At 67.8% G+C, this 21623-nt stretch carries 22 protein-coding genes and 1 tRNA gene; 20 read left to right on the top strand and 3 right to left on the bottom strand.

The genetic code is table 11. From position 1 onward, the window contains the following. Positions 1 to 93: 93 nt before the first annotated feature. Entirely contained in the window at positions 94 to 633 is a 540-nt protein-coding gene (locus tag ACQPWU_RS05295) for an RNA polymerase sigma factor (RefSeq protein WP_433437303.1), read from the top strand. Beyond that, the gene (locus tag ACQPWU_RS05300) at positions 620 to 1402 is read left to right on the top strand and encodes a hypothetical protein (protein WP_433437305.1); all 783 of its coding nucleotides are present in this window, start codon (positions 620 to 622) and stop codon (positions 1400 to 1402) included. Before ACQPWU_RS05295 ends, ACQPWU_RS05300 begins: the two co-directional genes overlap by 14 nt. On the opposite strand, the gene ACQPWU_RS05305 is transcribed toward ACQPWU_RS05300, so the two are convergent. Further along, positions 1391 to 2413, bottom strand: a complete 1023-nt coding sequence (locus ACQPWU_RS05305; RefSeq protein WP_433437307.1) for an adenosine deaminase — start codon at positions 2411 to 2413, stop codon at positions 1391 to 1393. The genes ACQPWU_RS05300 and ACQPWU_RS05305 overlap by 12 nt on opposite strands. A gap of 69 nt (positions 2414 to 2482) precedes the next feature. On the opposite strand from ACQPWU_RS05305, the gene ACQPWU_RS05310 reads away from it, so the two are divergent. From ACQPWU_RS05310 to ACQPWU_RS05325, 4 genes are read left to right on the top strand one after another with little or no spacing between them, the layout of a single operon-like run. After that, on the top strand, positions 2483 to 2983 hold the full coding sequence (locus tag ACQPWU_RS05310; RefSeq protein WP_433437309.1) for a SigE family RNA polymerase sigma factor: 501 nt from the start codon (positions 2483 to 2485) through the stop codon (positions 2981 to 2983). Beyond that, positions 2980 to 3861 (top strand): PASTA domain-containing protein, encoded by an 882-nt coding sequence (locus tag ACQPWU_RS05315; RefSeq protein WP_433437310.1) that lies wholly within the window; start codon positions 2980 to 2982, stop codon positions 3859 to 3861. The genes ACQPWU_RS05310 and ACQPWU_RS05315 overlap by 4 nt, the downstream gene beginning before the upstream one ends. Before the next feature lie 43 nt (positions 3862 to 3904). Further along, entirely contained in the window at positions 3905 to 4441 is a 537-nt protein-coding gene (locus ACQPWU_RS05320; RefSeq protein ID WP_433437312.1) for a hypothetical protein, read from the top strand. A gap of 32 nt (positions 4442 to 4473) precedes the next feature. After that, the gene (locus tag ACQPWU_RS05325; RefSeq protein WP_433437314.1) at positions 4474 to 4980 is read left to right on the top strand and encodes a hypothetical protein; all 507 of its coding nucleotides are present in this window, start codon (positions 4474 to 4476) and stop codon (positions 4978 to 4980) included. 12 nt (positions 4981 to 4992) lie between these two features. Here the strand turns inward: ACQPWU_RS05325 and ACQPWU_RS05330 are convergent, their stop codons facing one another. After that, positions 4993 to 6201, bottom strand: a complete 1209-nt coding sequence (locus tag ACQPWU_RS05330) for a pyridoxal phosphate-dependent aminotransferase (RefSeq protein ID WP_360683154.1) — start codon at positions 6199 to 6201, stop codon at positions 4993 to 4995. Between the two features lie 171 nt (positions 6202 to 6372). Here ACQPWU_RS05330 and ACQPWU_RS05335 point away from each other — a divergent pair. From ACQPWU_RS05335 to ACQPWU_RS05375, 9 genes are all read left to right on the top strand, one after another. Further along, positions 6373 to 6445 (top strand) — tRNA-Trp (locus tag ACQPWU_RS05335). Between the two features lie 78 nt (positions 6446 to 6523). After that, on the top strand, positions 6524 to 6769 hold the full coding sequence (gene secE, locus ACQPWU_RS05340) for a preprotein translocase subunit SecE (protein WP_433437316.1): 246 nt from the start codon (positions 6524 to 6526) through the stop codon (positions 6767 to 6769). A gap of 83 nt (positions 6770 to 6852) precedes the next feature. Then, positions 6853 to 7617: a transcription termination/antitermination protein NusG gene (nusG, locus tag ACQPWU_RS05345; protein ID WP_360683151.1), complete on the top strand. Its 765-nt coding sequence runs from the start codon at positions 6853 to 6855 to the stop codon at positions 7615 to 7617. A 174-nt stretch (positions 7618 to 7791) separates the two neighbouring features. Next, positions 7792 to 8223, top strand: coding sequence for a 50S ribosomal protein L11 (rplK, locus tag ACQPWU_RS05350; protein ID WP_138719455.1), 432 nt, complete (start codon positions 7792 to 7794; stop codon positions 8221 to 8223). A 64-nt stretch (positions 8224 to 8287) separates the two neighbouring features. Continuing rightward, entirely contained in the window at positions 8288 to 9007 is a 720-nt protein-coding gene (rplA, locus tag ACQPWU_RS05355) for a 50S ribosomal protein L1 (protein ID WP_360683149.1), read from the top strand. A 584-nt stretch (positions 9008 to 9591) separates the two neighbouring features. Then, the gene (locus tag ACQPWU_RS05360; protein ID WP_433437319.1) at positions 9592 to 10413 is read left to right on the top strand and encodes an LppX_LprAFG lipoprotein; all 822 of its coding nucleotides are present in this window, start codon (positions 9592 to 9594) and stop codon (positions 10411 to 10413) included. A gap of 238 nt (positions 10414 to 10651) precedes the next feature. After that, positions 10652 to 11176 carry a 50S ribosomal protein L10 gene (rplJ, locus tag ACQPWU_RS05365; protein WP_360683351.1) on the top strand — a complete coding sequence of 175 codons (525 nt, stop codon included), beginning with the start codon at positions 10652 to 10654 and terminating at the stop codon, positions 11174 to 11176. A 71-nt stretch (positions 11177 to 11247) separates the two neighbouring features. Continuing rightward, on the top strand, positions 11248 to 11640 hold the full coding sequence (gene rplL / locus ACQPWU_RS05370) for a 50S ribosomal protein L7/L12 (RefSeq protein WP_358099763.1): 393 nt from the start codon (positions 11248 to 11250) through the stop codon (positions 11638 to 11640). Between the two features lie 252 nt (positions 11641 to 11892). Continuing rightward, entirely contained in the window at positions 11893 to 13842 is a 1950-nt protein-coding gene (locus ACQPWU_RS05375; protein WP_433437321.1) for an ArnT family glycosyltransferase, read from the top strand. Between the two features lie 351 nt (positions 13843 to 14193). On the opposite strand, the gene ACQPWU_RS05380 is transcribed toward ACQPWU_RS05375, so the two are convergent. Beyond that, positions 14194 to 14586 carry a nuclear transport factor 2 family protein gene (locus tag ACQPWU_RS05380; protein ID WP_433437322.1) on the bottom strand — a complete coding sequence of 131 codons (393 nt, stop codon included), beginning with the start codon at positions 14584 to 14586 and terminating at the stop codon, positions 14194 to 14196. Positions 14587 to 14732: 146 nt separating this feature from the next. On the opposite strand from ACQPWU_RS05380, the gene ACQPWU_RS05385 reads away from it, so the two are divergent. The 5 genes from ACQPWU_RS05385 (at position 14733) to rpoB (ending at position 21609) form a co-directional block, all read left to right on the top strand. Then, positions 14733 to 15242: a TetR family transcriptional regulator gene (locus ACQPWU_RS05385; RefSeq protein WP_433437323.1), complete on the top strand. Its 510-nt coding sequence runs from the start codon at positions 14733 to 14735 to the stop codon at positions 15240 to 15242. 167 nt (positions 15243 to 15409) lie between these two features. Further along, a complete protein-coding gene (locus tag ACQPWU_RS05390; protein ID WP_360683139.1) occupies positions 15410 to 16411 on the top strand; it encodes an ABC transporter ATP-binding protein in 1002 nt (333 codons plus the stop codon). A 297-nt stretch (positions 16412 to 16708) separates the two neighbouring features. Further along, on the top strand, positions 16709 to 17209 hold the full coding sequence (locus ACQPWU_RS05395; protein ID WP_433437325.1) for a hypothetical protein: 501 nt from the start codon (positions 16709 to 16711) through the stop codon (positions 17207 to 17209). Beyond that, the gene (locus tag ACQPWU_RS05400) at positions 17206 to 17703 is read left to right on the top strand and encodes a hypothetical protein (protein WP_433437327.1); all 498 of its coding nucleotides are present in this window, start codon (positions 17206 to 17208) and stop codon (positions 17701 to 17703) included. The genes ACQPWU_RS05395 and ACQPWU_RS05400 overlap by 4 nt, the downstream gene beginning before the upstream one ends. Positions 17704 to 18138: 435 nt before the next feature. Further along, on the top strand, positions 18139 to 21609 hold the full coding sequence (gene rpoB / locus ACQPWU_RS05405; RefSeq protein ID WP_433437329.1) for a DNA-directed RNA polymerase subunit beta: 3471 nt from the start codon (positions 18139 to 18141) through the stop codon (positions 21607 to 21609). Positions 21610 to 21623 lie beyond the last annotated feature (14 nt).

Consider the following 21623-nt stretch of genomic DNA (forward strand, 5'->3'; position numbering starts at 1 on the left):
GCCCGAGTCTAATGCCCCGATCACGGGTGGGGTCACATGAAGCGTGAAAGCCTCTTCCGCGGAGGCCGCGAATGGGGTGGAATCTGACTCGCCATGAACGACGACGAGGCTGTCGAGCGCTCGCTCGCCGGTGACCTTGCCGCCTATGAGGCGCTGGTCGCCCGCTACAGCGTGCTCGCCCACCGTACCGCCTCCATGCTCGGGGCGGGGGACGAAGCCGAGGACGTCGTGCAGGAGGCGTTCGTCAAGGCGTTCCGGCACCTGGCGAGCTTCCGCAGGGACTCGCCCTTCCGCCCCTGGCTGCTGCGGATCGTGGCCAACGAGACCCACAATCTGACCCGGTCGCGCGGGCGCCGCTCCGAGCTGACCCTGCGGCTGGGCGCCACGGCCTCCGTGGCCGCGCCCGACGACCCCGAGGGTGCGGCGGTGGCCACCGACCGGCGGTCCCGCCTTCTGGAGGCGGTACGGCGGCTGCCCGAGCGGGAACGTCAGGCCGTCGTCTGCCGGTACTTCTTACAGCTGACCGAGGCGGAGACGGCACAGGTGCTCGACTGGCCCGTCGGCACCGTCAAATCCAGCACGCATCGGGGGCTGGCCCGGCTGAGGGAGGAGGTGGGCAATGAACTCGCGTGAGCCTTTCGACGACCTGGAGTCCGAACTTCTGGCGCTCGGGGAGCTCCTGGACGTCCCCAGCCCACCGCCGGCCGACGTCGCCGCCGCCGTCCGCGCCCGCCTCGAACCCGCCCCAGGCGAAAGCACTGGGCCCGATCCGGCGCATGGCCCCGTGCGACCGCACCCCCGGGGGCCGGTACGACGTGTTCGGCGGGCGAGGTGGAAGGTCGTCGCGGCCGTCGTCCTCGTCGTCATCGCCATCACAGCAGCCACCCCTCAGGGCCGGGCAGCCGTGGTGAGGATCCTGCGGTTCGCCGGGATCGAGCTCCAGATCGGCGACAGGCCGCCCAAGGCCGTCACCACCACCGCGCCCATGCCCGGCGAGCACACCGTGGAGCCGGACAAGGCCCCGGGCCAGGTGAAGTTCAAGGTCAAGACGCTGAAAGCGCTCGGCGACGCCAGGAGCGTCACGGTCGCCGACAACGGCAGGGTCGTGTCGATGTTCTGGCCGAACGGCGTCAGGCTCGACCAGTTCGACGGCGGCGTGGATCCGGTGTTCTTCAAGAAGCTCGGCCCGCCGTGGCCCGACTACGTCAAGGTCGGCCCGTACAACGCGTGGTGGGTCCCGGGAGCGCATCCCCTCGGCTACATCCTGCGCCAGGACGGCACCGAGGTCCCCCTGCGCCAGGCCGGACCCACCCTCATCTGGCAGCAGGACACGCTGAGCTACCGGCTGGAAGGCCTCAAGAGCAAGGAAGAGGCCATCCGCGTCGCCACGTCACTCCAATGAGCCCGTCAGCCAGTCGTCCACGCCCTTGAGCAACTCCTTGCGTACCGAATCGGGGGCCGCGGAGGAGCGGACGGACTGGCGGGCCAGCTCGGCCAGCTCCGCGTCGCTGAAGCCGTAAACGTCACGAGCCAGCTCGTACTGCCGCAACAGCCGCGCACCAAACAGCAACGGGTCATCGGCGCCCAGAGCGATCGGCACTCCAGCGTCGAACAGCCGCCGCACCGGCACGTCGGCGGCCCGCTCGGCCACCCCCAGCCCCACGTTCGAGGTGGGGCAGATCTCGCAGCAGATCTGCCGGTCGGCCAGCCGCTCCATCAGCCGCCTGTCCTCCGCCGCCCGCACGCCGTGCCCGACGCGATCGGCACCCAGGTCGTCGACGCACTGCGAGATGCTCCGAGGCCCCATCAGCTCGCCCCCGTGCGGCACGGACAGGAGCCCGCCCCGCTTGGCGATCCTGAACGCCCGCTCGAACTCCCTGGCCTCGCCGCGGCGCTCGTCGTTGGAGAGCCCGAACCCCACCACGCCCTTGCCGGCGTACTGGGTCGCGAGCCTGGCCAGCGTGTTCGCGTCGAGCGGGTGGCGGGTCCTGTTGGCCGCCACGACCACCGCGATCCCGACCCCCGCGTGCTCGGCGGCCTGGCGCGCCGCGTCCAGCGTCAGCTCCAGCGTGGCCGTCAGCCCGCCGAAGCGCTGCGCGTAGCCCGACGGGTCCACCTGGATCTCCAGCCACCGCGACCCGGCCGCCGCCTCGTCCTCGGCGGTCTCGCGCAGCAGCCGGTAGACGTAGTCGGGGCGGGTCAGCACGGACCTGGCGATGTCGTACAGCCGCTGGAACCTGAACCACCCGCGCTCGTCGGTGGCCCGCAACTTGGGCGGCCAGTCCACCTCCAGCGCATCGGGCAGGTGCAGCCCCTGCTCCCTGGCCAGCTCGATCAGCGTGGAATGCCGCATCGATCCCGTGAAGTGCAGGTGAAGATGGGCCTTGGGCAGCGAGATCAGGGGCCTTGCCATTGACATATCTTGCCACTCAACCTCGGGTGGGGTTCGCGCGTTGGGGAGGGCGAAAGGGGACCCTCACTCATGACAGATGACGACGAAGCGGCGTTCGACGAGTTCCTCGCCGCTCGGAGCACGTCGTTGCTGCGTACCGCGATCCTGGTCTGCGGAGCGACGAGGCACGACGCCGAGGACCTGGTCCAGCACGCGCTGGAGAAGGTCTACCGGCACTGGCCGCGGATCAGGGGCGACAACCCCGAGGCGTACGCGAGGAAGATCGTCGTGAACGCGGCGATCAGCGGAGCGCGGCGGCGCAAGATCATCCAGGAGATCACCTTCGCCCGGCCGCCGGAGACCGCCGCCGACTCTCCCGACCTCGACCTGCGCGACACGCTCATCCAGGAGCTGCGCAGGCTGCCGCCCCGGATGCGGGCCGTCCTGGTCCTGCGCTATTGGGAGGACCAGACAGAAGGGAACACCGCGGCCCTGCTCGGCTGCTCGGTCGGGACCGTGAAGAGCCAGGCGGCACGGGGGCTCGCCAGGATCCGCGAAAACCTGAATCTCGCTAAGGAAGTGATCGGATGAGGATCGAGGACGATCTCGCGGACGCCATGGCGGCGCACGTCGCCGAAGTGCAGGCCCCGCCGGACCTGGGCAGGACCGTACGGCGCCGGCACCGCTCCCGCGTGGTCCGGTTCCGCGTGGCGGGCGCCGCGCTCGTCACGGCGGCCCTGGCGGTGGCCGTACCTATGACGCTGAACTCGGCCGAACTCGCGGGCACCACGAACACCGCCGGCGGCCGGGGCCAGTCCGTGGTGGAGACCGGCGGCGTCACCGTTCCGAACGTGACGGGCAGGCGCGCCGCCGAGGCGATCTCCGCGCTCCGCAACGTCGGCCTGGTGGTCGACAACGTCGGAACCGAGCTGAGGAACGGCTTTGTCCGCAGGCAGAACCCGGTGTCGGGCGAGAAGGTCGCCCCCCGCACCCACGTCGAGATCGACGTCGGTACGCCGCCGCAACACCTCGGCGACCTGGGCGACGGTCGGAAGTTCGGCGCCATCCGCCTGGGCTACCTGCCGGACGGGTTCATCTGGGGCAGGTGGTCGGGCAAGGGGACGTCCGGGCACAGTTACGCGACGAGCTTCGACAAGCCGGCCACCGACGAGCGGATGTTCTGGGTCCAAGTGATCGTGTTCGAGGGTGAGGCCGCCAAGGGGCGCTACGTCGAGTCCCCCAAGGGGGCCGAGATCGTGGACGTCAACGGCAAGAAGGCGTGGCTGGCCAACCTCGGCGAGGCGGGCGAGGTCGAACCGTTCTTCACGGACAAGAGCACGCTCACGATGGCCTGGAAGCTCCGCGACGACCTGGCCGTCAGACTGACCGTCAGCCCCGACTACGAGATGGCGGTCGGCAACCATTCCGAGCTGAAGAAGATTGCGAAGGGCATCCGGGCGATCAAGTGAACGCCGGCGGTACGGACGGGGCTGAACGGGGGATCAACCAGGCATGATCCCTGAGGAGCCTGCCGGCATCGGACAGGGACGGCGCGCGGCGCTCGCGGTGCTGGCGTCCGGAGTGGCGGTTTCGATCATCTACGCGCTCTTCTCCTCGGGCTTCGGACGCCTGCGGCCCGACGCCGTGGCCGACGCCGTCCCCGTGCGGACCCCGCCGGAGGCCACTCTCGCGGTGGTCTCCCACGACTTCTGGCTCACCTACCTGCCCGCCGGGCTGGAGCGCAGCGGCGGGGGAGCGATCGAGCCCAAGGGGGCGTGGGCCAGGTTCGGCTCGGGCGACCGGTTCGTCGAGGCCCAGGTCGAGCCCGCCGCCGACTGGGCGAGCTACCGTAGTCGGGCCAGTGTGCTGGACGCCCGCGCGACCACCGTGCGCGGCAGGCCCGCCGTGGCAGGCAGGCATCCGGGCGGCGGCCGGCTGATCGTCTGGCCGGAGCGCGCCGGCGAGGGCGCGTGGATCCGGGTCAGCGAGTCGCTCAGCCGCGAACTGGTCGCAATTGCCGCTTCCGTCAAAGGTCCTGTAGGAGACTAGGAGCCTTTTCCGTGCATTTCTTGGGGGGTCCGATGCGGCGTCTGGCAGCGGTGCTCCTCGTATTCACGCTGGCGGCGTGCGGCAGTGGCGACACGCCCGTGTCCGAGCCCGAGTCCCAAGCCATGCCGCCGCCCACGCCCGTACCGCACGAGGGCCGCTCGCTGGCCTGCGGGTCGACCGACGTGAAGCTGCCGGCCACGTCAGAGGGGCTGATCAGGACGGGCTCGTTCGCCCGCCTGGGGTCGCTCACCCGGCAACTCGAGGTCAAGGGCCTGATCTGGCGGAAGAACGACGAGGAGCTGTACGTCGGCGTGGTCTGCGGGGTGCGGAGCGTCGAGCAGTTCGTCACGCTGGTCGCCAGGTCGACGCTGACGGCGTACAAGGGCAGGCCGGCGCTGCGCTGGACCACGCGCACCGGCCTGCGCAACTTCATGTGGCTGGAGCGGCCGGGCACCGCGGTCTACATCGCCGCGACGCCCGGCCTGGCCGCCCAGATCAAGCAGATCGCCGCCGGGGTCACCCTGAAACCCGCGCCCTGACGGACGCGGGCTTCAGCGCGCCTCTGACAGCAGCTTGCCCATGCGGCTGACGCCCTCGACCAGGTCGTCGTCGCCCAGCGCGTACGACAGGCGGAAGTAACCAGGTGTGCCGAACGCCTCGCCCGGCACCACCGCCACCTCGGCCTCCTCGAGGATCAGCTCGGCCAGCTCACCGGACGACTGAGGCCGCTTGCCGCGCAGCTCCTTGCCGATCAGCTCCTTGACCGACGGATACGCGTAGAACGCCCCCTTCGGCTCCGGGCAGAACACGCCCGGGATCTCGTTGAGCATCCTGACGATCGTCTGGCGGCGCCGGTCGAACGCCGTGCGCATCTCGGCCACCGCCGACAGGTCGCCGGAGACGGCGGCCAGCGCGGCGATCTGGGAGACGTTCGAGACGTTGGAGGTGGCGTGGGACTGCAGGTTGGTGGCGGCCTTGACCACGTCGGACGGGCCGATCAGCCAGCCCACGCGCCAGCCGGTCATCGCGTACGTCTTGGCCACGCCGTTGAGGATCACGACCCGGTCGCCGAGCTCGGGGACGGCCGTGGCGATGCTGGTGAACTCGGCGCCGCCGTACACGAGGTGCTCGTAGATCTCGTCGGTGACCACCCACAGGCCGTGCTCGGCGGCCCAGCGGCCGATCGCCGTCGTCTCCTCGCGGGAGTAGACGGCGCCCGTCGGGTTGGACGGCGAGACGAACAGCAGGACCTTGGTGCGCTCGGTGCGCGCGGCCTCGAGCTGCTCGACGCTCGCCAGGTAGCCGGTGGACTCGTCGGTCACGACGTCGACCTGCACGCCGCCGGCCAACTTGATCGCCTCGGGGTAGGTGGTCCAGTACGGGGCCACGACCAGGACCTCGTCGCCGGGGTCGAGCAGAGTCGCGAACACCTCGTAGACCGCCTGCTTGCCGCCGTTGGTGACCAGCACCTGCGACGCCTCGGCCGCGTAGCCGGAGTCGCGCCGCGTCTTGTCGGCGATGGCCTGCTTGAGCTCGGGCAGGCCGCCCGCCGGCGTGTACTTGTGGAAGCGGGGCTCACGGGCCGCCTGGATCGCCGCCTCGACGATGTAGCCGGGCGTCGGGAAGTCGGGCTCGCCGGCGCCGAAGCCGATGACGGGGCGGCCAGCCGCCTTCATCGCCTTGGCCTTGGCGTCCACGGCGAGCGTGGCGGACTCGGAAATCGCGGAAATTCTCGCGGAGATACGAGGTCGGGTGGACATGCGTCCATGCTCCCACGTTGCTCCCGCGCAGTCGTGACCTGGGCGATCGGTATTCGGTTCGACGTACCAGGCAATCCCCCGTATGCTTTCGGCTGGTCCTTCCGCACAGCATGTCGGCGAGCGGTTCGGTCCAGGCAGTGGGTCGATCAGGGTAGTCTGGTCTAGCGACATAGGGCACTGGCGCAATTGGTAGCGCACCGGTCTCCAAAACCGGCGGTTGGGGGTTCGAGTCCCTCGTGCCCTGCGAGTGCGGTCCGCGCAATAATGGCGTGTAAGCGCGCCGCAAAACTGCGTCGGATACGACAGATTTCAGGTGAGGACTGTGGCGATCGACACGCGCGGCGAGACCGCAGGCAAGCCGAGTGGCGAGAAGAAGACACGCACTTCACCTGCCCTTTTCTATCGGCAGGCCGTCAACGAGCTCCGCAAGGTCATCTGGCCGACCCGCAAGGACCTCGTCACCTATACCACGGTCGTCCTGGTATTCGTTCTGATCATGGTTGCGATCGTGTACGGGCTTGACAGTGCCCTGGGATGGGCGGTCCTCAAGGTCTTCGGCGGCGGCTGATCCAGACGCCCGCCGGTGTCGCTTGACGGAGTCGCCGTTCGTTCCGAGCTGAATCGCGAAAAGACGAAAGAGGAAGAGTCACCGTGTCCGAGTCTTCAGTTCCGGCCGACGAGTCCCGCGAGGAGTGGGGCGACGAGCTGGAAGAGGCCACTGAGGAGGCCGCCGAGTCGGCGCTCCAGGGGGCCGAGGTCGCGGAGAGCGACGAGGCAGCCGATGTCGAGGCTTCCGCCGTCGAAGACGGTGAGGTCCTTCCCGACGTCGACCCCGTCGAGGAGTTCAAGAGCTCGCTGCGCGGCCTTCCCGGCGAGTGGTACGTCATTCACTCCTACGCCGGTTACGAGAACCGCGTGAAGTCCAACATCGAGAGCCGCAACGTGTCGCTCAACATGGAGGACTACATCTACCAGGTCGAGGTGCCGACGCACACCGTCCAGGAGTTCAAGAGCGGCAAGAAGGTGCCGGTCAAGGAGCGCGTGCTGCCCGGCTACGTGCTGGTGCGCATGGAGCTCACCGACGAGTCCTGGGCCGCCGTGCGTAACACGCCCGGTGTGACCGGCTTCGTCGGCCTGTCCAACAAGCCGAGCCCGCTCAGCCTCGACGAGGTCGCCAAGCTGCTGGCGCCCGAGCCGACCGAGGAGACCAAGAAGGCGGCGGCCAAGACGGCCGCGGGCCCGACGGTCGAGTTCGAGATCGGCGAGTCCGTCACGGTCATGGACGGCCCGTTCGCCACGCTGCCCGCCTCGGTGAGCGAGATCAGCCCCGAGTCGCAGAAGCTCAAGGTGCTCGTTTCGATCTTCGGTCGCGAGACTCCGGTCGAGCTCTCGTTCAACCAGGTCTCGAAGATCTAAGACGATCACATACACTTAGACGTTCGGTCGGCCGCCTTACGCGACCAACGGGAAACCTGTCACGGCCTTGCGGTCTGGTAGGCGGGTCTCTTGTTGGCTGGGCGGCCTCCGACATGTCAGGGCCGCAATCCGCAGCTCTGACAAGCATCGCAATCAGGACCCGGAGAAGGACAAATGCCTCCGAAGAAGAAAATCGCCGCGTTGGTGAAGGTCCAGCTCCCCGCTGGCCAGGCCACCCCGGCACCGCCGGTGGGTACCGCGCTCGGTCCCCACGGCGTCAACATCATGGACTTCGTCAAGCAGTACAACGCTGCGACGGAGTCCCAGCGGGGCAACATCATCCCCGTTGAGATCACCATTTTCGAGGACCGCAGCTTCACCTTCATCACGAAGACGCCGCCGGCGCCGGAGCTGATCAAGAAGGCCCTCGGTCTCGACAAGGGCAGTGCGGTCCCTCACCGCGACAAGGTGGGCAAGCTCAGCCGCGAGCAGCTGCGCAGCATCGCCGAGACGAAGATGCCCGACCTCAACGCCAACGACATCGAGGCGGCCGAGAAGATCATCGCCGGCACCGCCCGGTCGATGGGCATCACCGTCGCCGAGTAAGTTCTTCGCAATTCGTGGGAGGGCCCTTCGCAGGGGCTCGCCGTACCACTCAGGAGTCACAGCAATGAAGCGCAGCAAGGCGCACAAAGACGCGGCCTCCAAGGTAGACCGCGACAAGCTCTACACGCCCGTCGAGGCCGCGAAGCTGGCCAAGGAGACGTCGACCACCAAGTTCGACGCCACCGTGGAGGTCGCGCTGCGGCTGGGCGTCGACCCTCGCAAGGCCGACCAGATCGTGCGCGGCACGGTCAACCTCCCGCACGGCACCGGCAAGACCGCCCGGGTCCTGGTCTTCGCGACCGGTGACCGTGCCGAGGCAGCCCGCGAGGCGGGCGCCGACATCGTCGGCGCCGACGACCTGATCGACGACATCTCCAAGGGCAACCGGCTCAACGAGTTCGACGCCGTGGTGGCCACGCCCGACCTGATGGGCAAGGTGGGTCGCCTGGGCCGCGTGCTCGGTCCGCGCGGTCTCATGCCCAACCCGAAGACCGGCACGGTGACGCCGGACGTCGCCAAGGCCGTGACGGAGATCAAGGGCGGCAAGATCGAGTTCCGCACCGACCGCCAGGCCAACCTCCACTTCATCATCGGCAAGACGTCGTTCGAGGAGCGCCAGCTCATCGAGAACTACGCCGCCGCCCTTGACGAGGTGCTGCGTCTCAAGCCGTCCGCGGCCAAGGGGCGTTACCTGAAGAAGGTCACGTTCTCCACGACGATGGGCCCGGGTGTCCCGGTCGACCCCAACGTCACCCGCGGCCTCACGGCCGAGCTCGGCGAATAGTCGTTTCGACGGAGCCCCGTCCGGTTTCCGGGGGGCTTCCTGATTGAGCCCCGCCCGGGTTTCCGGGCGGGGCTCTTTCGTTTGTTGTCGCGGCCGGTTGTGGCTGCTGTCCTCCTTTTTGTCGTTACGGCAAGCCGTGGCTACCGCCACCCGCCATACGGGGCTGAGGGCCTCCAGGAGAACGGCCGCTGACCGGTGCGTGGCCGGGCGCCGTTACGTGCGCGCTGTTGGGTCGTGCAATCCGTGCCCGCCACCCCACTCGCCATTCGTCGCCGGCCTTCACCGAACGGCGCGTCGGACGTCCGCCTTCAGGAGCGGCCCGTCACCCGTCGCGTCGTCATGGATGGGACCGGCCCGGGCTTCTCGCTCAGGCAGCCATCGCCGTACCCGGGCCCGCCACTCGTCGCGTCCTCGCAGGGAGAACCCGGGCCACGAGCCCCTTCATCATCAGCCGCCCTGGGCTTCGCGGGAGTCGGGTGGCTTGTGAAGGGAATGTGTGGAGTGTGTGGGGGATAACCCTGGGTTTTCCCCTAATTGTGAGGGGAAGTCGCTACGGCGGGGAAACTTAAACGTAGGGTCAAGACATGCTGAAGCGCACGATAAGTCTCACAGCGGCCGGGGCCGCCCTCGTCGTGGCGGCGGTCGCCGGTTGCGGATCGAACGCACAGCCCATCCAGGTCAACCTGGCCGCCTCAGAGGTGCTCGCGCAAGCCGCGCAGAAGACCGCGGAGGTCACCAGCTACACGGTCGACGCCGTGGTCAACGTCACGCACCCCCAGGAGGGCACCGGCAAGGTGCAGGGGCGCATGCTCTACCAGAGCAAGCCCCAGCTTGCCGCTGACCTCACCCTGGACACCGTGGACATGGGCGGGAGGAGCCTGCCGGGCGGCGCGCGCGCCATCCTGCAGGGCGACACCGTCTACGTCAAGGTCGAGGCGCTCAAGGACCTCCTCGGCGCCACCAAGCCGTGGATCAAGGTCTCGCTCAGCGAGATGGGCGACTCCAGCCAGGTGAACCAGTACCTGACTCAGATCCAGCAGTTCGACCTGGGCAACGTGACCAAGCTGGTCACCGCCTCCCAGGACGTCAAGTCGGTCGGCAACGAGAGCGTCAACGGTGAGGACACCACTCACTACAGCGGCACGTTCCCCGTCGACGCGGCCGTGCAGCTGCTGCCCGCCGACAAGCAGGAGCAGGCCCGTACGAACATGGCCGAGCTCAAGGACGTCAAGTTCGACATCTGGGTGGCCGGTGACGGACTGCCTCGCAAGCTCGCGCTGAACGGCTCCAAGGACGGCAGCACGCTCGACGCCACCCTGCTCTTCAAGGGCTTCAACGAGCCGGTCACCATCGAGACCCCGCCCGCCGACCAGATCGGAGAGCTGCCCAAGGGCACGACCAACTGAGAACGATTTGGAAACTCGGCGGCCAGCACGTACTCTGGTCGTTGCCAAAGACCGCCGGTCGTCGTCGGGTGCCTCAAAGCCCGGCGACCGAAGGTTCCACGTCATGTGGACGGCCCGCGCAGGTGTGATGCGAGTTTCCCATATGGTCTGATCCATATGCGTGAGCCCCGTGTGCGCCCTGCGCCCGGGGCTGTTCTCATTTCTGGCCTTCGCCGGTGGCACATCTGGAAGGAGGCCCATGGCGAGGGCGGATAAGGCGACAGCGGTTGCCGAGCTCAAGAGCGAGTTCGAAGGCAGCGCCGCCGCCGTTCTGACCGAGTACCGCGGTCTCACCGTCGCGCAGCTCAAGGAGCTGCGTAAGTCTCTCGGTGAGAATGCGAAGTTCGCCGTGGCGAAGAACACTCTGACCAAGATCGCGGCCAACCAGGCCGGTCTCGCGGGTCTCGACGACCTGCTCGCCGGTCCGACCGCGATCGCCTTCGTCAACGGCGACGTTGTCGAGGCGGCCAAGGGTCTGCGTGACTTCGCCAAGGCCAATCCCCTTCTGGTGATCAAGGGTGGTGTCCTCGAGGGCAAGACTCTCGACGCCACCGAGATCACCAAGCTCGCCGACCTCGAGTCCCGCGAGGTCCTCCTCGCGAAGCTTGCTGGCGCGCTCAAGGCGAAGCAGAGCGCTGCTGCCGCTGTGTTCGCCGCGCTGCCCACGCAGATGGCTCAGCTGGCCGACGCCCTCCGCGCGAAGCGCGAAGAAGCGGGCGAGTAACACGGGGGTTGCCGCAACACCCGCGGTCCCGTTCCTAGTTTTCAGCAAGTCCTAAACGTAAGGAAAACATCATGGCGAAGCTCAGCACCGACGAGCTGCTCGACGCGTTCAAGGAGATGACCCTCCTCGAGCTGTCCGAGTTCGTGAAGCAGTTCGAAGAGGTCTTCGACGTCAAGGCCGCCGCCCCCGTCGCGGTCGCCGCTGCCCCCGCCGCCGCTGGTGGTGGCGAGGCCGCCGCCGTTGAGGAGCAGGACGAGTTCGACGTCATCCTCGAGGCCGCCGGCGACAAGAAGATCCAGGTCATCAAGGAGATCCGCGCCCTCACGTCCCTGGGCCTCAAGGAGGCCAAGGACCTGGTGGACGGCGCTCCCAAGGCCGTCTTCGACGGCAAGGTCAACAAGGAGCAGGCGGAGAAGGCCAAGGCTGCCCTCGAGGGCGCCGGCGCCACCGTGACCGTGAAGTAACTTTCCCCTTCACGCGAGCTCTTCGGGAAGAGGCGGATACACCCTGGTGCCGGGTGTGCCGCCTCTTTTCGCGTTCCTGGAGGGTTCCTCCTGCCGGGTCGTGTTCGTTCCAGTGCGGTGATTCAACGGCGTGTGGTACGGGCGCGTACCGGCTGATCCACGGCTCGCCGGCGCGTGCGGTGGGAGCGGGGCTCAGAAGATTCTCATGTTCGTCTCATCGCCACGCCAACCGGCCTGCCTAGCGTGCGGGGTGTGGTTACCGAAGCGAAGTCTCGATGGGCGCTGGCCGCTCTCCTCATAGGCACTGGCGTGCTCTACATCTGGGGCCTGGGCGCCTCCGGATGGGCCAATTCGTTCTACGCAGCGGCCGTGCAGGCGGGCAGTCAGAGCTGGAAGGCGTTCTTCTTCGGATCCTCCGACGCCGCCAACGCGATAACCGTCGACAAGACCCCGGCCTCCTTGTGGCCGATGGTGCTCAGCGTGCGGCTGTTCGGGCTCAACTCCTGGGCCATGCTCGTTCCTCAGGCGCTCATGGGCGTCGGTGCGGTGGCGTTGGTGTACGCGTCCGTGCGCAGGTTGTTCACCGCCTGGGCCGGGCTGCTGGCAGGGGTCGTGATGGCGCTCACCCCTGTGGCCGTGTTGATGTTCAGGTTCAACAATCCGGACGCGATGCTCGTCCTGCTGCTGACGGCCGCCGGATATTGCATGGTGCGGGCGCAGGAGCGTGGGGCCACGCGATGGTTGGTGTTGGCGGGGACCGCGATCGGGTTCGCGTTCCTGGCGAAGATGCTGCAGGCGTTTCTGGTGTTGCCCGGTTTCGCGCTGGTTTATCTGATCACCGCGCCGGTGGCGTTCTGGCGGCGGGTGTGGCAGTTGCTGCTGGCCGGTGCGGCCATGGTGGTCTCGGCCGGGTGGTGGCTGCTGGCGGTGGCGCTGGTGCCCGCGTCTGAGCGGCCGTACATCGGGGGCTCGCAGAGCAACAGCGTGCTGGAGCTGGCGCTCGGCTACAACGGGATCGGGCGGCTCAACGGCGCCGACTACGGCGGGCTGGGCAATCTCAACCAGCAGGCCGGCTGGCTGCGGATGTTCGACACGGAGGCGGGCGGCCAGATCTCCTGGCTGCTTCCGTCCGCGCTGGCGCTCCTGATCGCCGCCACCTGGCTCACCCGGCGGGCGCCGCGGGTCGATCCGGTCCGTGCCGCCCTCTGGGTGTGGGGGAGCTGGCTGATCGTGACCGGGCTGATCTTCAGCCTGATGCAGGGGATCTTCCACGCCTACTACACCGTGGCGCTGGCCCCGGCCATCGCGGTGCTGGTGGGCATGGGAGTGGCCCTGCTGTGGGAGCGGCGCTCGTTCCGGCTGCTGGCCGTGGTCGCGGCGGGGACGGCGGTGTGGTCGTACGTGTTGCTGTCCCGCAGCGCGGAGTGGAACTCGTGGCTGGGCGTGGCCGTGCTGGTGGTGGGGCTGGGAGCGGCGCTGGCGATGCTGTTCACGCGCCGGGCCCTGGCCGTGGTGGCCGTTGCCTTGGTGGCCTGCCTGGCGGCTTTGGCGGGTCCGGCGGCCTACGCCGTTGACACGGCCGCTTCTGCGCACACCGGGGCGATCCCGACCGCCGGGCCCTCCACCGGAGGCTTCGGGCGGGGATTCGGCGGAGGGTTCCCGCGTCAGGGCGGGGGAGGCGGCCAGCAGTTCCGCCAGCCGCCTGGAAACGGCGGGGCGCCCGGTCAGCAGCCTGGAAACGGTCAGGCGTTCCAGCAGCCGCCGGGTGGTGGGCAAGGGCAAGGCGGTGACGGGTCCGGCGGCCGTGGGACGGGACGCGGCGGCATGGGCATGGGCGGCCTGCTCAACGCGGGCACCCCGGCCGCCGAGCTGACCGCGCTGCTGAAGACCAACGCCTCCGCCTACACGTGGGCTGCGGCGACGGTGGGCTCCAACAACGCGGCCGGATATCAGCTGGCCAGTGGTCAGCCGGTGATGGCGGTGGGCGGGTTCAACGGCACCGATCCCGCGCCGACGCTCGAGCAGTTCAAGCAGTACGTCGCCGAGAAGAAGATCCACTACTTCATCGGCGCCGGTATGGGAGGGGGGCGTCGCAGCGCGGGTGGCAGCGATGATGCGGCCCAGATCGCGGCCTGGGTGCAGGACACGTTCACCAGCGCCACCGTCGGCGGAACGACCATCTTCGACCTCACCCAGACCTGACCCCGGCCCGTCGGACACCGCCCACCCCGGCTTGCGATGCCTTCCGCCCGGCCTGCCGTGTCGTCCACACCCGTCGCCGTCCCTATCACGCCGATCGCGGTGCCGACCGGCGCTGACCGCTGTTCCAAGCGCGCCGTCGTATCCGAGAGCGTCGGTCGCGGTCCCGACCACCCCGATTGCTTCCTGAGCGCGCCGGCTGCTGCCTTGTCCGGCGCCGGGCGGCAACGACGCGGTCGCGCAGCTCGCGCACGGCGCCGGACCCGCGGTGCGTTGGTACGGCCGTGCCCGGCCGCCTCCCCAAGGGTCCATTCGCCGGGCGCGTGTTGGGTCGGATCGCGGGCGGGGTGGAGGTCAGGAGGCGGCGGCTCTTACCTGGGTTATGGCGCTGGTGTCCATGTAGTCCCTGGCGTGGACGATCTGGCCGTTTCTGATCCGGAGCACCAGCAGGCCAGGCACCGTGATCTGGTGACCGGCGGCCACGGCGAACACGTTCTGCTCCACCACCACGACCTCCGGGTCCGTCGTCTGGTAGAGCGCCACGCGGCGTACCTCCTGGGCCTCGAACGTGGTCCCGCCCCACATCGCGTGGTAACCCGCACGGATCTCCTCTCTCCCCTTGTACGGCGCCAGCCCCCCGAACGGGAACTCGTGCAGCCCGTCCTCCGCGTAGAGGCCGGCCAGTTCGTCGGGGGACTTGTGGAGCATGGCCGCGTGGTAGGCGGTGACGATCTCGTCGATGGACATGGAAATGGCACCTCGCTCACTCAACGAACGTTGACTCAACGAGCGTAGAGCGAAGGGCAAGCTTTGGTCAACGCATGTAGAGTCGGAGCGTGGGCGAGAGAGTGCTTCCGCGGGCCGAGAGGCGGCGCCGTACCGAAGCAAGGATCTTGGACGCTGCCCGGGCGCTCTTTGCCGAGCTGGGATTCGAGCGGGCCACCATCAGGGCCGTCGCCAAGGCGGCCGAGGTCGATCCCGCCCTCGTGATGCAGTACTTCGGCAGCAAGCAGGAGCTCTTCCAGCAGGCCGTACGGGTGACGCCGATCAGCGACGGGGAACTGACCGCCGAGGAGCTCGTCGAGCAGCTGCTCGGCACGCTCAACGTGAAGATGGGCGAGCTGCCTCAAAGCTCGCTGGCCATGATGCGGTCCATGCTGACGCACCCCGAGGCGGCCGTGTCGGCGCGGGAGGTGCTGAGCCGGCAGATCGATCGGCTGGCGGAGGCCATTCCCGGGGAGGACGCGCGGGTGCGTGCGGCGCTGATGACGACGATCATGCTCGGCGTCACCGTCGGGCATCAGCTGCTGGAGCTCGAAGAGCTGCGCGGAGTGCCGCAGGAGGAGATCGCGCGGCTGCTACGGCCCGGCCTGCGGGCTCTGACCGGCGATGCGGAGGACTGATCCCGCGGCAGGTCCAGGGAGCCGGACCACCGGTTTCATAACCGGGCAGTAACAAGTTATTGGAATTAGTTCCAATTCAGCGGAGCCCCATTACGGTGAGGACACCGCGCGAGCTAGGTATGCGGCACGTTGTCTCCCGAATACTCACTGCGATCGGAAGGTGTCCAGTGGGAGTCGAAGTCATGGTCGACGGGTTGACCAAGTCGTTCGGCCGGCAGGTCATCTGGGAGGACGTCTCGCTCACGCTGCCCGCGGGCGAGATCTCCGTTCTGCTCGGCCCCTCGGGCACCGGAAAGTCGGTCTTCCTCAAGACGCTGGTCGGCCTGCTGCGGCCCGAGCGCGGCCACATCTGGATCGACGGCTATGACCTGGCCAACTGCAACGAGAACAAGCTGTACGAGCTCCGCAGGCTGTTCGGCGTCCTGTTCCAGGACGGCGCGCTGTTCGGCTCGCTCAACCTCTATGACAACATCGCCTTCCCGCTGCGCGAGCACACCAAGAAGACCGAGGCGCAGATCCGTCAGATCGTGATGGAGAAGGTGGAGCTGGTCGGCCTGCTCGGCTCCGAATCCAAGCTGCCCGGGGAGATCTCCGGCGGCATGCGCAAGCGTGCGGGACTGGCCAGGGCGCTGGTGCTGGATCCGGAGATCATCCTGTTCGACGAGCCCGACTCCGGCCTCGACCCCGTCCGCACCGCGCTGCTCAACCAGACCATCGTCGACCTCAACGCCGAGATCGAGGCGACGTTCCTGATCGTGACGCACGACATCAACACCGCCCGTACGGTCCCCGACAACATCGGGATGCTGTTCAGGCGCGAGCTGGTCATGTTCGGCCCGCGCGAGATGCTGCTGTCGAGCGAGGAGCCGGTGGTGCGGCAGTTCCTCAACGCCAGGCGGCACGGCCCGATCGGAATGTCGGAGGAGAAGGACCTCTCCGAGTTGGAGGCCGAGACTCAGATGGGCCTCGATCCCGGCTCGCTGCCGCCGATCCCGCCGCAGCTCATGCCGAGCGGCAACAAGATCCGCCGTACGCAGCAGCCGCCGGGCACGTGGCTGGCGGCCAACGGGGTGATCCCGCCGCCGGGGTCGTTCGTGGACGAACGCGGTCGTAACTGGCTGGAGGAGTATCCCCGGCTGGTCAACGCCTACCTCCACGGCATCCGCTGAATCCGGCGCCCGGCAGCCTCCCGGTTGTTCCTGCTTGATCCCGCGCGGAAGGCCTTCGTCTTCTGGGTGGGCTGATTGGCGCGGTCGCGGGCTGGACGCCTCCGGGGCTGCTTCGGACACCAGGGTGCCTGCTGGGCGCTCAGCGGGCATCTGAGGGCCGTCTGGAGGTATTTGCGGAGATCTAAGCGCCTTGACCGATTCGCGTCGAGTTCCCAACCGCCTCGGTTGATTCGGGGGCTCCAGCAGCGGGCGGCGCGTTATGATCCGGCGGACCGGCCGAAGGAGAGGTGAGCAGACGTGGCATTACTCGCCGCCCGGCCCGCTCGCATCCTGATCGCCGCGCTCAGCGGAGTGCTCGCGGTGCTGGTCGGTACGGGCGTGTGGATCGCCGCACAGGCGCGCGATGAGCAGGGCAGGGCAGGCGACAAGCAAGCAGCGCTCCTGGCCGCGGGGACCCACGCGAAGAACCTGATCTCGCTCGACTACAAGACCGTCGACGCCGACGTGAAACGCATCATCGACTCCTCGACCGGGGCGGCCAAGGCGGAGTACGAGGCCAACGCGGCGAAGCTCAAGTCCACCACGGTCGAGAACAAGGTCGTCCAGCACGGCGTGCTGCGCGCGACGGGGCTCGCCTCGACGGCGGGCGCCATGGCGAAGGTGCTGGTGGTGGCCGACGTGGAGATCCGCTGGGACGGCTCCAAGAGCCCGCCGCAGGAGCGGTATTACCGGTGGTCGATGGAGGTGACCAAGGTCGCCGGCGTCTGGCTGGTGTCGAAGGTGGTGCAGGTGACGTGAGGACGTTCGCGATCGTGCTGCTGGGCGTCCTCGTGGTCGTGGCGGGCGTGCTGGTGCCGACGATGTGGTTCAACCTGCGCGACCTGCGGGCGGCCGACGCGGCCGGGGCGGAGGCGATGGCGGCGGCCAAGGAGGTGGCACCCGATCTTCTCTCGTACGACTACCGGACGGTGGAGGCGGACCTGGCGCGGGCCGGCACGCACACGACCGGCGAGCTGACGAAGCACTACAAGGAACTGACCACGTCCCTCGTGTCGCGGGCCAAGGCGCAGAAGATCGTGCAGACCGTGGCCGTGGCGGGGGCCGGAGTCGAGCGGGCCGGGCCTGACCGAGTAGAGGTTCTGCTCTTCGTGAACACGGGTACGGTCAAGGAGACCGCCGCCAAGACCGGGCTTCAGCAACAGTTCACCCAGAACCGGGCCAGGTTCGTCATGGTCCGGCAAGATTCGCACTGGCTGGTCGCCGACATGTCGACCCTCCTGGGGACCGCTTGACGCCTCAGCGCGCCGCTTCTTTCAATTGTTACCAAAAATCAGGTTTAGCGAAGCCTTGGGAACGGGTACCTCAGTCACAGCTGCACCGGTTGTCGGCATGGGTTCGACCCCCGGTGTGACGGAGCGTTAACCGCCCCCGTTCGCGGGTATCGTCTTGGGCCTGGCGGTAGGCGACCTGTCACACAGGGGAGAAAACCCAGCGTCCGGGCCCCTAGTCGGCTAAAAGTCGGGGTTGTGGGCTTGACGTTTCCGCCTGAACGGGCGATGCTGCGACCAACGTGGAGCATGCAGCGAGAGCGAAGTGGACAGGCGTGTGCCGTTCGGCTACACTGCCCCTTTGCGCTGCCCTTTGACGACCCGTGATGCTTGCTCACGTTGCGAGGTTGTCTGGCGTGCGTGTAGTCAGTCCGCCGCGAGCCCTCGGAAGGACATCTGTTGGCAGCCTCGCGCAACGCCTCCGCCGTACCCGCTGGTCCCCGTCGCGTGTCATTCGCGCGCATCCAGGAGCCCCTCGAAGTTCCTGACCTTCTGGCCCTGCAGACCGAGTCTTTCGACTGGCTGCTTGGAAACGAGAAGTGGAAGGCCCGGGTAGAGGCGGCTCGCCAGGCCGGGCGCAAGGACGTCCCGACTCAGTCGGGCCTCGAAGAGATCTTCGAAGAGATCAGTCCGATCGAGGACTTCTCGGGGACCATGTCCTTGTCGTTCCGCGACCACCGGTTCGAGCCGCCGAAGTACTCAGTAGATGAGTGCAAAGACAAGGACATGACCTTCTCCGCCCCGATGTTCGTGACGGCGGAGTTCATCAATAACACCACTGGTGAGATCAAGAGCCAGACGGTGTTCATGGGCGATTTCCCGCTCATGACGCCGAAGGGCACGTTCATCATCAACGGCACCGAGCGTGTCGTGGTCTCGCAGTTGGTCCGCTCTCCGGGCGTCTACTTCGAACGTAATGTCGACAAGACGTCCGACAAGGATCTGTACGGCTGCAAGGTCATCCCGTCCAGGGGTGCCTGGCTGGAGTTCGAGATCGACAAGCGCGACAGCGTCGGTGTGCGCATCGACCGCAAGCGCAAGCAGGCCGTCACCGTGCTTCTCAAGGCACTGGGATGGACCAGCGAGCAGATCCTCGAGCGGTTCGGCCAGTACGAGTCGATGCGGGCCACCCTGGAGAAGGACCACACGGCCGGCCAGGATGACGCGCTGCTCGACATCTACCGCAAGCTGCGGCCGGGTGAGCCGCCGACCAAGGAGTCGGCGCAGACCCTGCTGGAGAACCTGTATTTCAACCCCAAGCGGTACGACCTCGCCAAGGTGGGTCGCTACAAGATCAACAAGAAGCTCGGGGTCGACTCGGAGATCTCTCAGGGCACCCTGACCGAAGAGGACATCGTCGCCACGATCGAGTACATCGTCCGCCTTCACGCGGGCGAGGAGTCGATGCCGGGCGCGGGTGACCGCGAGATCATCGTCGAGGTCGACGACATCGACCACTTCGGCAACCGTCGTCTGCGTAGCGTCGGCGAGCTGATCCAGAACCAGGTCCGCCTGGGCCTGGCCCGCATGGAGCGTGTCGTCCGCGAGCGGATGACCACGCAGGACGTCGAGGCGATCACGCCGCAGACCCTGATCAACATCCGCCCGGTCGTGGCGTCGATCAAGGAGTTCTTCGGCACCTCGCAGCTGTCGCAGTTCATGGACCAGACCAACCCGCTGGCCGGGCTGACGCACAAGCGGCGTCTGTCCGCGCTGGGCCCCGGTGGTCTGTCCCGTGAGCGGGCCGGCTTCGAGGTCCGCGACGTGCACCCGTCCCACTACGGCCGGATGTGTCCGATCGAGACCCCTGAAGGCCCGAACATCGGCCTCATCGGCTCGCTGGCCTCCTACGGCCGGATCAACGCCTTCGGGTTCGTCGAGACGCCGTACCGCAAGGTCGTCGACGGCAAGGTCACCGGCCAGATCGACTACCTCACGGCCGACGAGGAAGACCGCTACGTCAAGGCGCAGGCCAACACGGCGCTCAACTCGGACGGTTCGTTCGCCGAGCCCCGCGTCCTGGTCCGCACCAAGGGCGGTGAGACCGAACTCGCCCGTGCCGAGGAGGTCGACTACATCGACGTGTCGCCGCGCCAGATGGTGTCGGTCGCCACCGCGATGATCCCCTTCCTCGAGCACGACGACGCCAACCGCGCGCTCATGGGCTCCAACATGCAGCGGCAGTCGGTGCCGCTGCTGAAGAGCGAGGCGCCGCTGGTCGGCACCGGCATGGAATACCGTGCCGCGACCGACGCGGGCGACGTCATCAGCGCGGAGAAGGCCGGTGTGGTCGAGGAGGTCTCCGCCGACTACATCACGGTCATGAACGACGACGGCACGCGGACGACGTACCGGGTCGCCAAGTTCAAGCGGTCCAACCAGGGCACCTCCTTCAACCAGAAGCCCATCGTCGCCGAGGGCGACCGGGTCGAGGTCAACCAGGTCATCGCCGACGGTCCGTGCACCGACAAGGGCGAGATGGCCCTGGGCAAGAACCTTCTCGTGGCGTTCATGCCGTGGGAGGGCCACAACTACGAAGACGCGATCATCCTGTCTCAGCGGCTGGTGCAGGACGACGTCCTGTCCTCGATCCACATCGAGGAGCACGAGGTCGACGCCCGCGACACCAAGCTGGGCCCCGAGGAGATCACCCGCGACATCCCGAACGTCTCCGAGGAGGTGCTGGCCGACCTGGACGAGCGGGGCATCATCCGCATCGGTGCCGAGGTCGTGCCCGGTGACATCCTGGTCGGCAAGGTCACCCCGAAGGGTGAGACCGAGCTGACGCCGGAGGAGCGGCTGCTGCGCGCGATCTTCGGTGAGAAGGCCCGCGAAGTCCGCGACACCTCGCTGAAGGTGCCGCACGGCGAGCAGGGCAAGGTCATCGGCGTCCGGGTGTTCTCCCGTGAGGAGGGCGACGAGCTGCCGCCGGGCGTCAACGAGCTGGTCCGCGTCTACGTGGCCCAGAAGCGTAAGATCACCGACGGCGACAAGCTGGCCGGCCGGCACGGCAACAAGGGTGTCATCTCCAAGATCCTGCCGGTCGAGGACATGCCGTTCCTGGAGGACGGCACCCCGGTCGACATCATCCTCAACCCGCTGGGCGTGCCCGGCCGAATGAACGTCGGTCAGGTGCTGGAGACTCACCTGGGGTGGATCGCCGCCCGCGGGTGGGACATCTCCGGGATCCAGGAGGCGTGGGCCGAGCGGCTGCGCGACAAGGGCTTCGAGAAGGTGGCCCCGCGTACGAACATGGCCACGCCGGTGTTCGACGGCGCTCACGAGCAGGAGATCGTCGGCCTGCTCGGCAACACCGTCGCCAACCGTGACGGGGACCGGATGGTGCAGTCGACGGGTAAGGCCCGGCTGTTCGACGGCCGTTCCGGTGAGCCGTTCCCGTATCCGATCTCGGTCGGCTACATCTACATCCTCAAACTGCTCCACCTGGTCGACGACAAGATCCACGCGCGTTCGACCGGCCCGTACTCCATGATCACCCAGCAGCCGCTCGGCGGTAAGGCCCAGTTCGGTGGCCAGCGCTTCGGTGAGATGGAGGTGTGGGCGCTCGAGGCGTACGGCGCCGCCTACGCTCTGCAGGAGCTGCTGACCATCAAGTCCGACGACGTTCTCGGCCGGGTGAAGGTCTACGAGGCCATCGTCAAGGGCGAGAACATCCCCGAGCCTGGTATTCCGGAGTCCTTCAAGGTCCTCATCAAGGAAATGCAGTCGCTGTGCCTGAATGTCGAGGTGCTCTCCAGCGACGGCATGTCCATCGAGATGCGCGACACCGACGAGGACGTCTTCCGCGCCGCGGAAGAGCTCGGCATCGATCTGTCCCGGCGTGAGCCGAGCAGCGTGGAAGAAGTCTGAGGGGGAGATCGCAC

The organism is Nonomuraea sp. CA-141351, from assembly GCF_050944675.1.
Lineage (GTDB): Bacteria > Actinomycetota > Actinomycetes > Streptosporangiales > Streptosporangiaceae > Nonomuraea.

Excerpts from the sequence above, each read along its gene's own strand:
- ACQPWU_RS05295 (WP_433437303.1), top strand. The coding sequence starts at position 94 with ATGAACGACGACGAGGCTGTCGAGCGCTCGCTCGCCGGTGACCTTGCC.
- ACQPWU_RS05300 (WP_433437305.1), top strand. The coding sequence starts at position 620 with ATGAACTCGCGTGAGCCTTTCGACGACCTGGAGTCCGAACTTCTGGCG.
- ACQPWU_RS05305 (WP_433437307.1), bottom strand. The coding sequence starts at position 2,413 with ATGGCAAGGCCCCTGATCTCGCTGCCCAAGGCCCATCTTCACCTGCAC.
- ACQPWU_RS05310 (WP_433437309.1), top strand. The coding sequence starts at position 2,483 with ATGACAGATGACGACGAAGCGGCGTTCGACGAGTTCCTCGCCGCTCGG.
- ACQPWU_RS05315 (WP_433437310.1), top strand. The coding sequence starts at position 2,980 with ATGAGGATCGAGGACGATCTCGCGGACGCCATGGCGGCGCACGTCGCC.
- ACQPWU_RS05320 (WP_433437312.1), top strand. The coding sequence starts at position 3,905 with ATGATCCCTGAGGAGCCTGCCGGCATCGGACAGGGACGGCGCGCGGCG.
- ACQPWU_RS05325 (WP_433437314.1), top strand. The coding sequence starts at position 4,474 with ATGCGGCGTCTGGCAGCGGTGCTCCTCGTATTCACGCTGGCGGCGTGC.
- ACQPWU_RS05330 (WP_360683154.1), bottom strand. The coding sequence starts at position 6,201 with ATGTCCACCCGACCTCGTATCTCCGCGAGAATTTCCGCGATTTCCGAG.
- rplK (WP_138719455.1), top strand. The coding sequence starts at position 7,792 with ATGCCTCCGAAGAAGAAAATCGCCGCGTTGGTGAAGGTCCAGCTCCCC.
- rplA (WP_360683149.1), top strand. The coding sequence starts at position 8,288 with ATGAAGCGCAGCAAGGCGCACAAAGACGCGGCCTCCAAGGTAGACCGC.
- ACQPWU_RS05360 (WP_433437319.1), top strand. The coding sequence starts at position 9,592 with ATGCTGAAGCGCACGATAAGTCTCACAGCGGCCGGGGCCGCCCTCGTC.
- rplJ (WP_360683351.1), top strand. The coding sequence starts at position 10,652 with ATGGCGAGGGCGGATAAGGCGACAGCGGTTGCCGAGCTCAAGAGCGAG.
- rplL (WP_358099763.1), top strand. The coding sequence starts at position 11,248 with ATGGCGAAGCTCAGCACCGACGAGCTGCTCGACGCGTTCAAGGAGATG.
- ACQPWU_RS05380 (WP_433437322.1), bottom strand. The coding sequence starts at position 14,586 with ATGTCCATCGACGAGATCGTCACCGCCTACCACGCGGCCATGCTCCAC.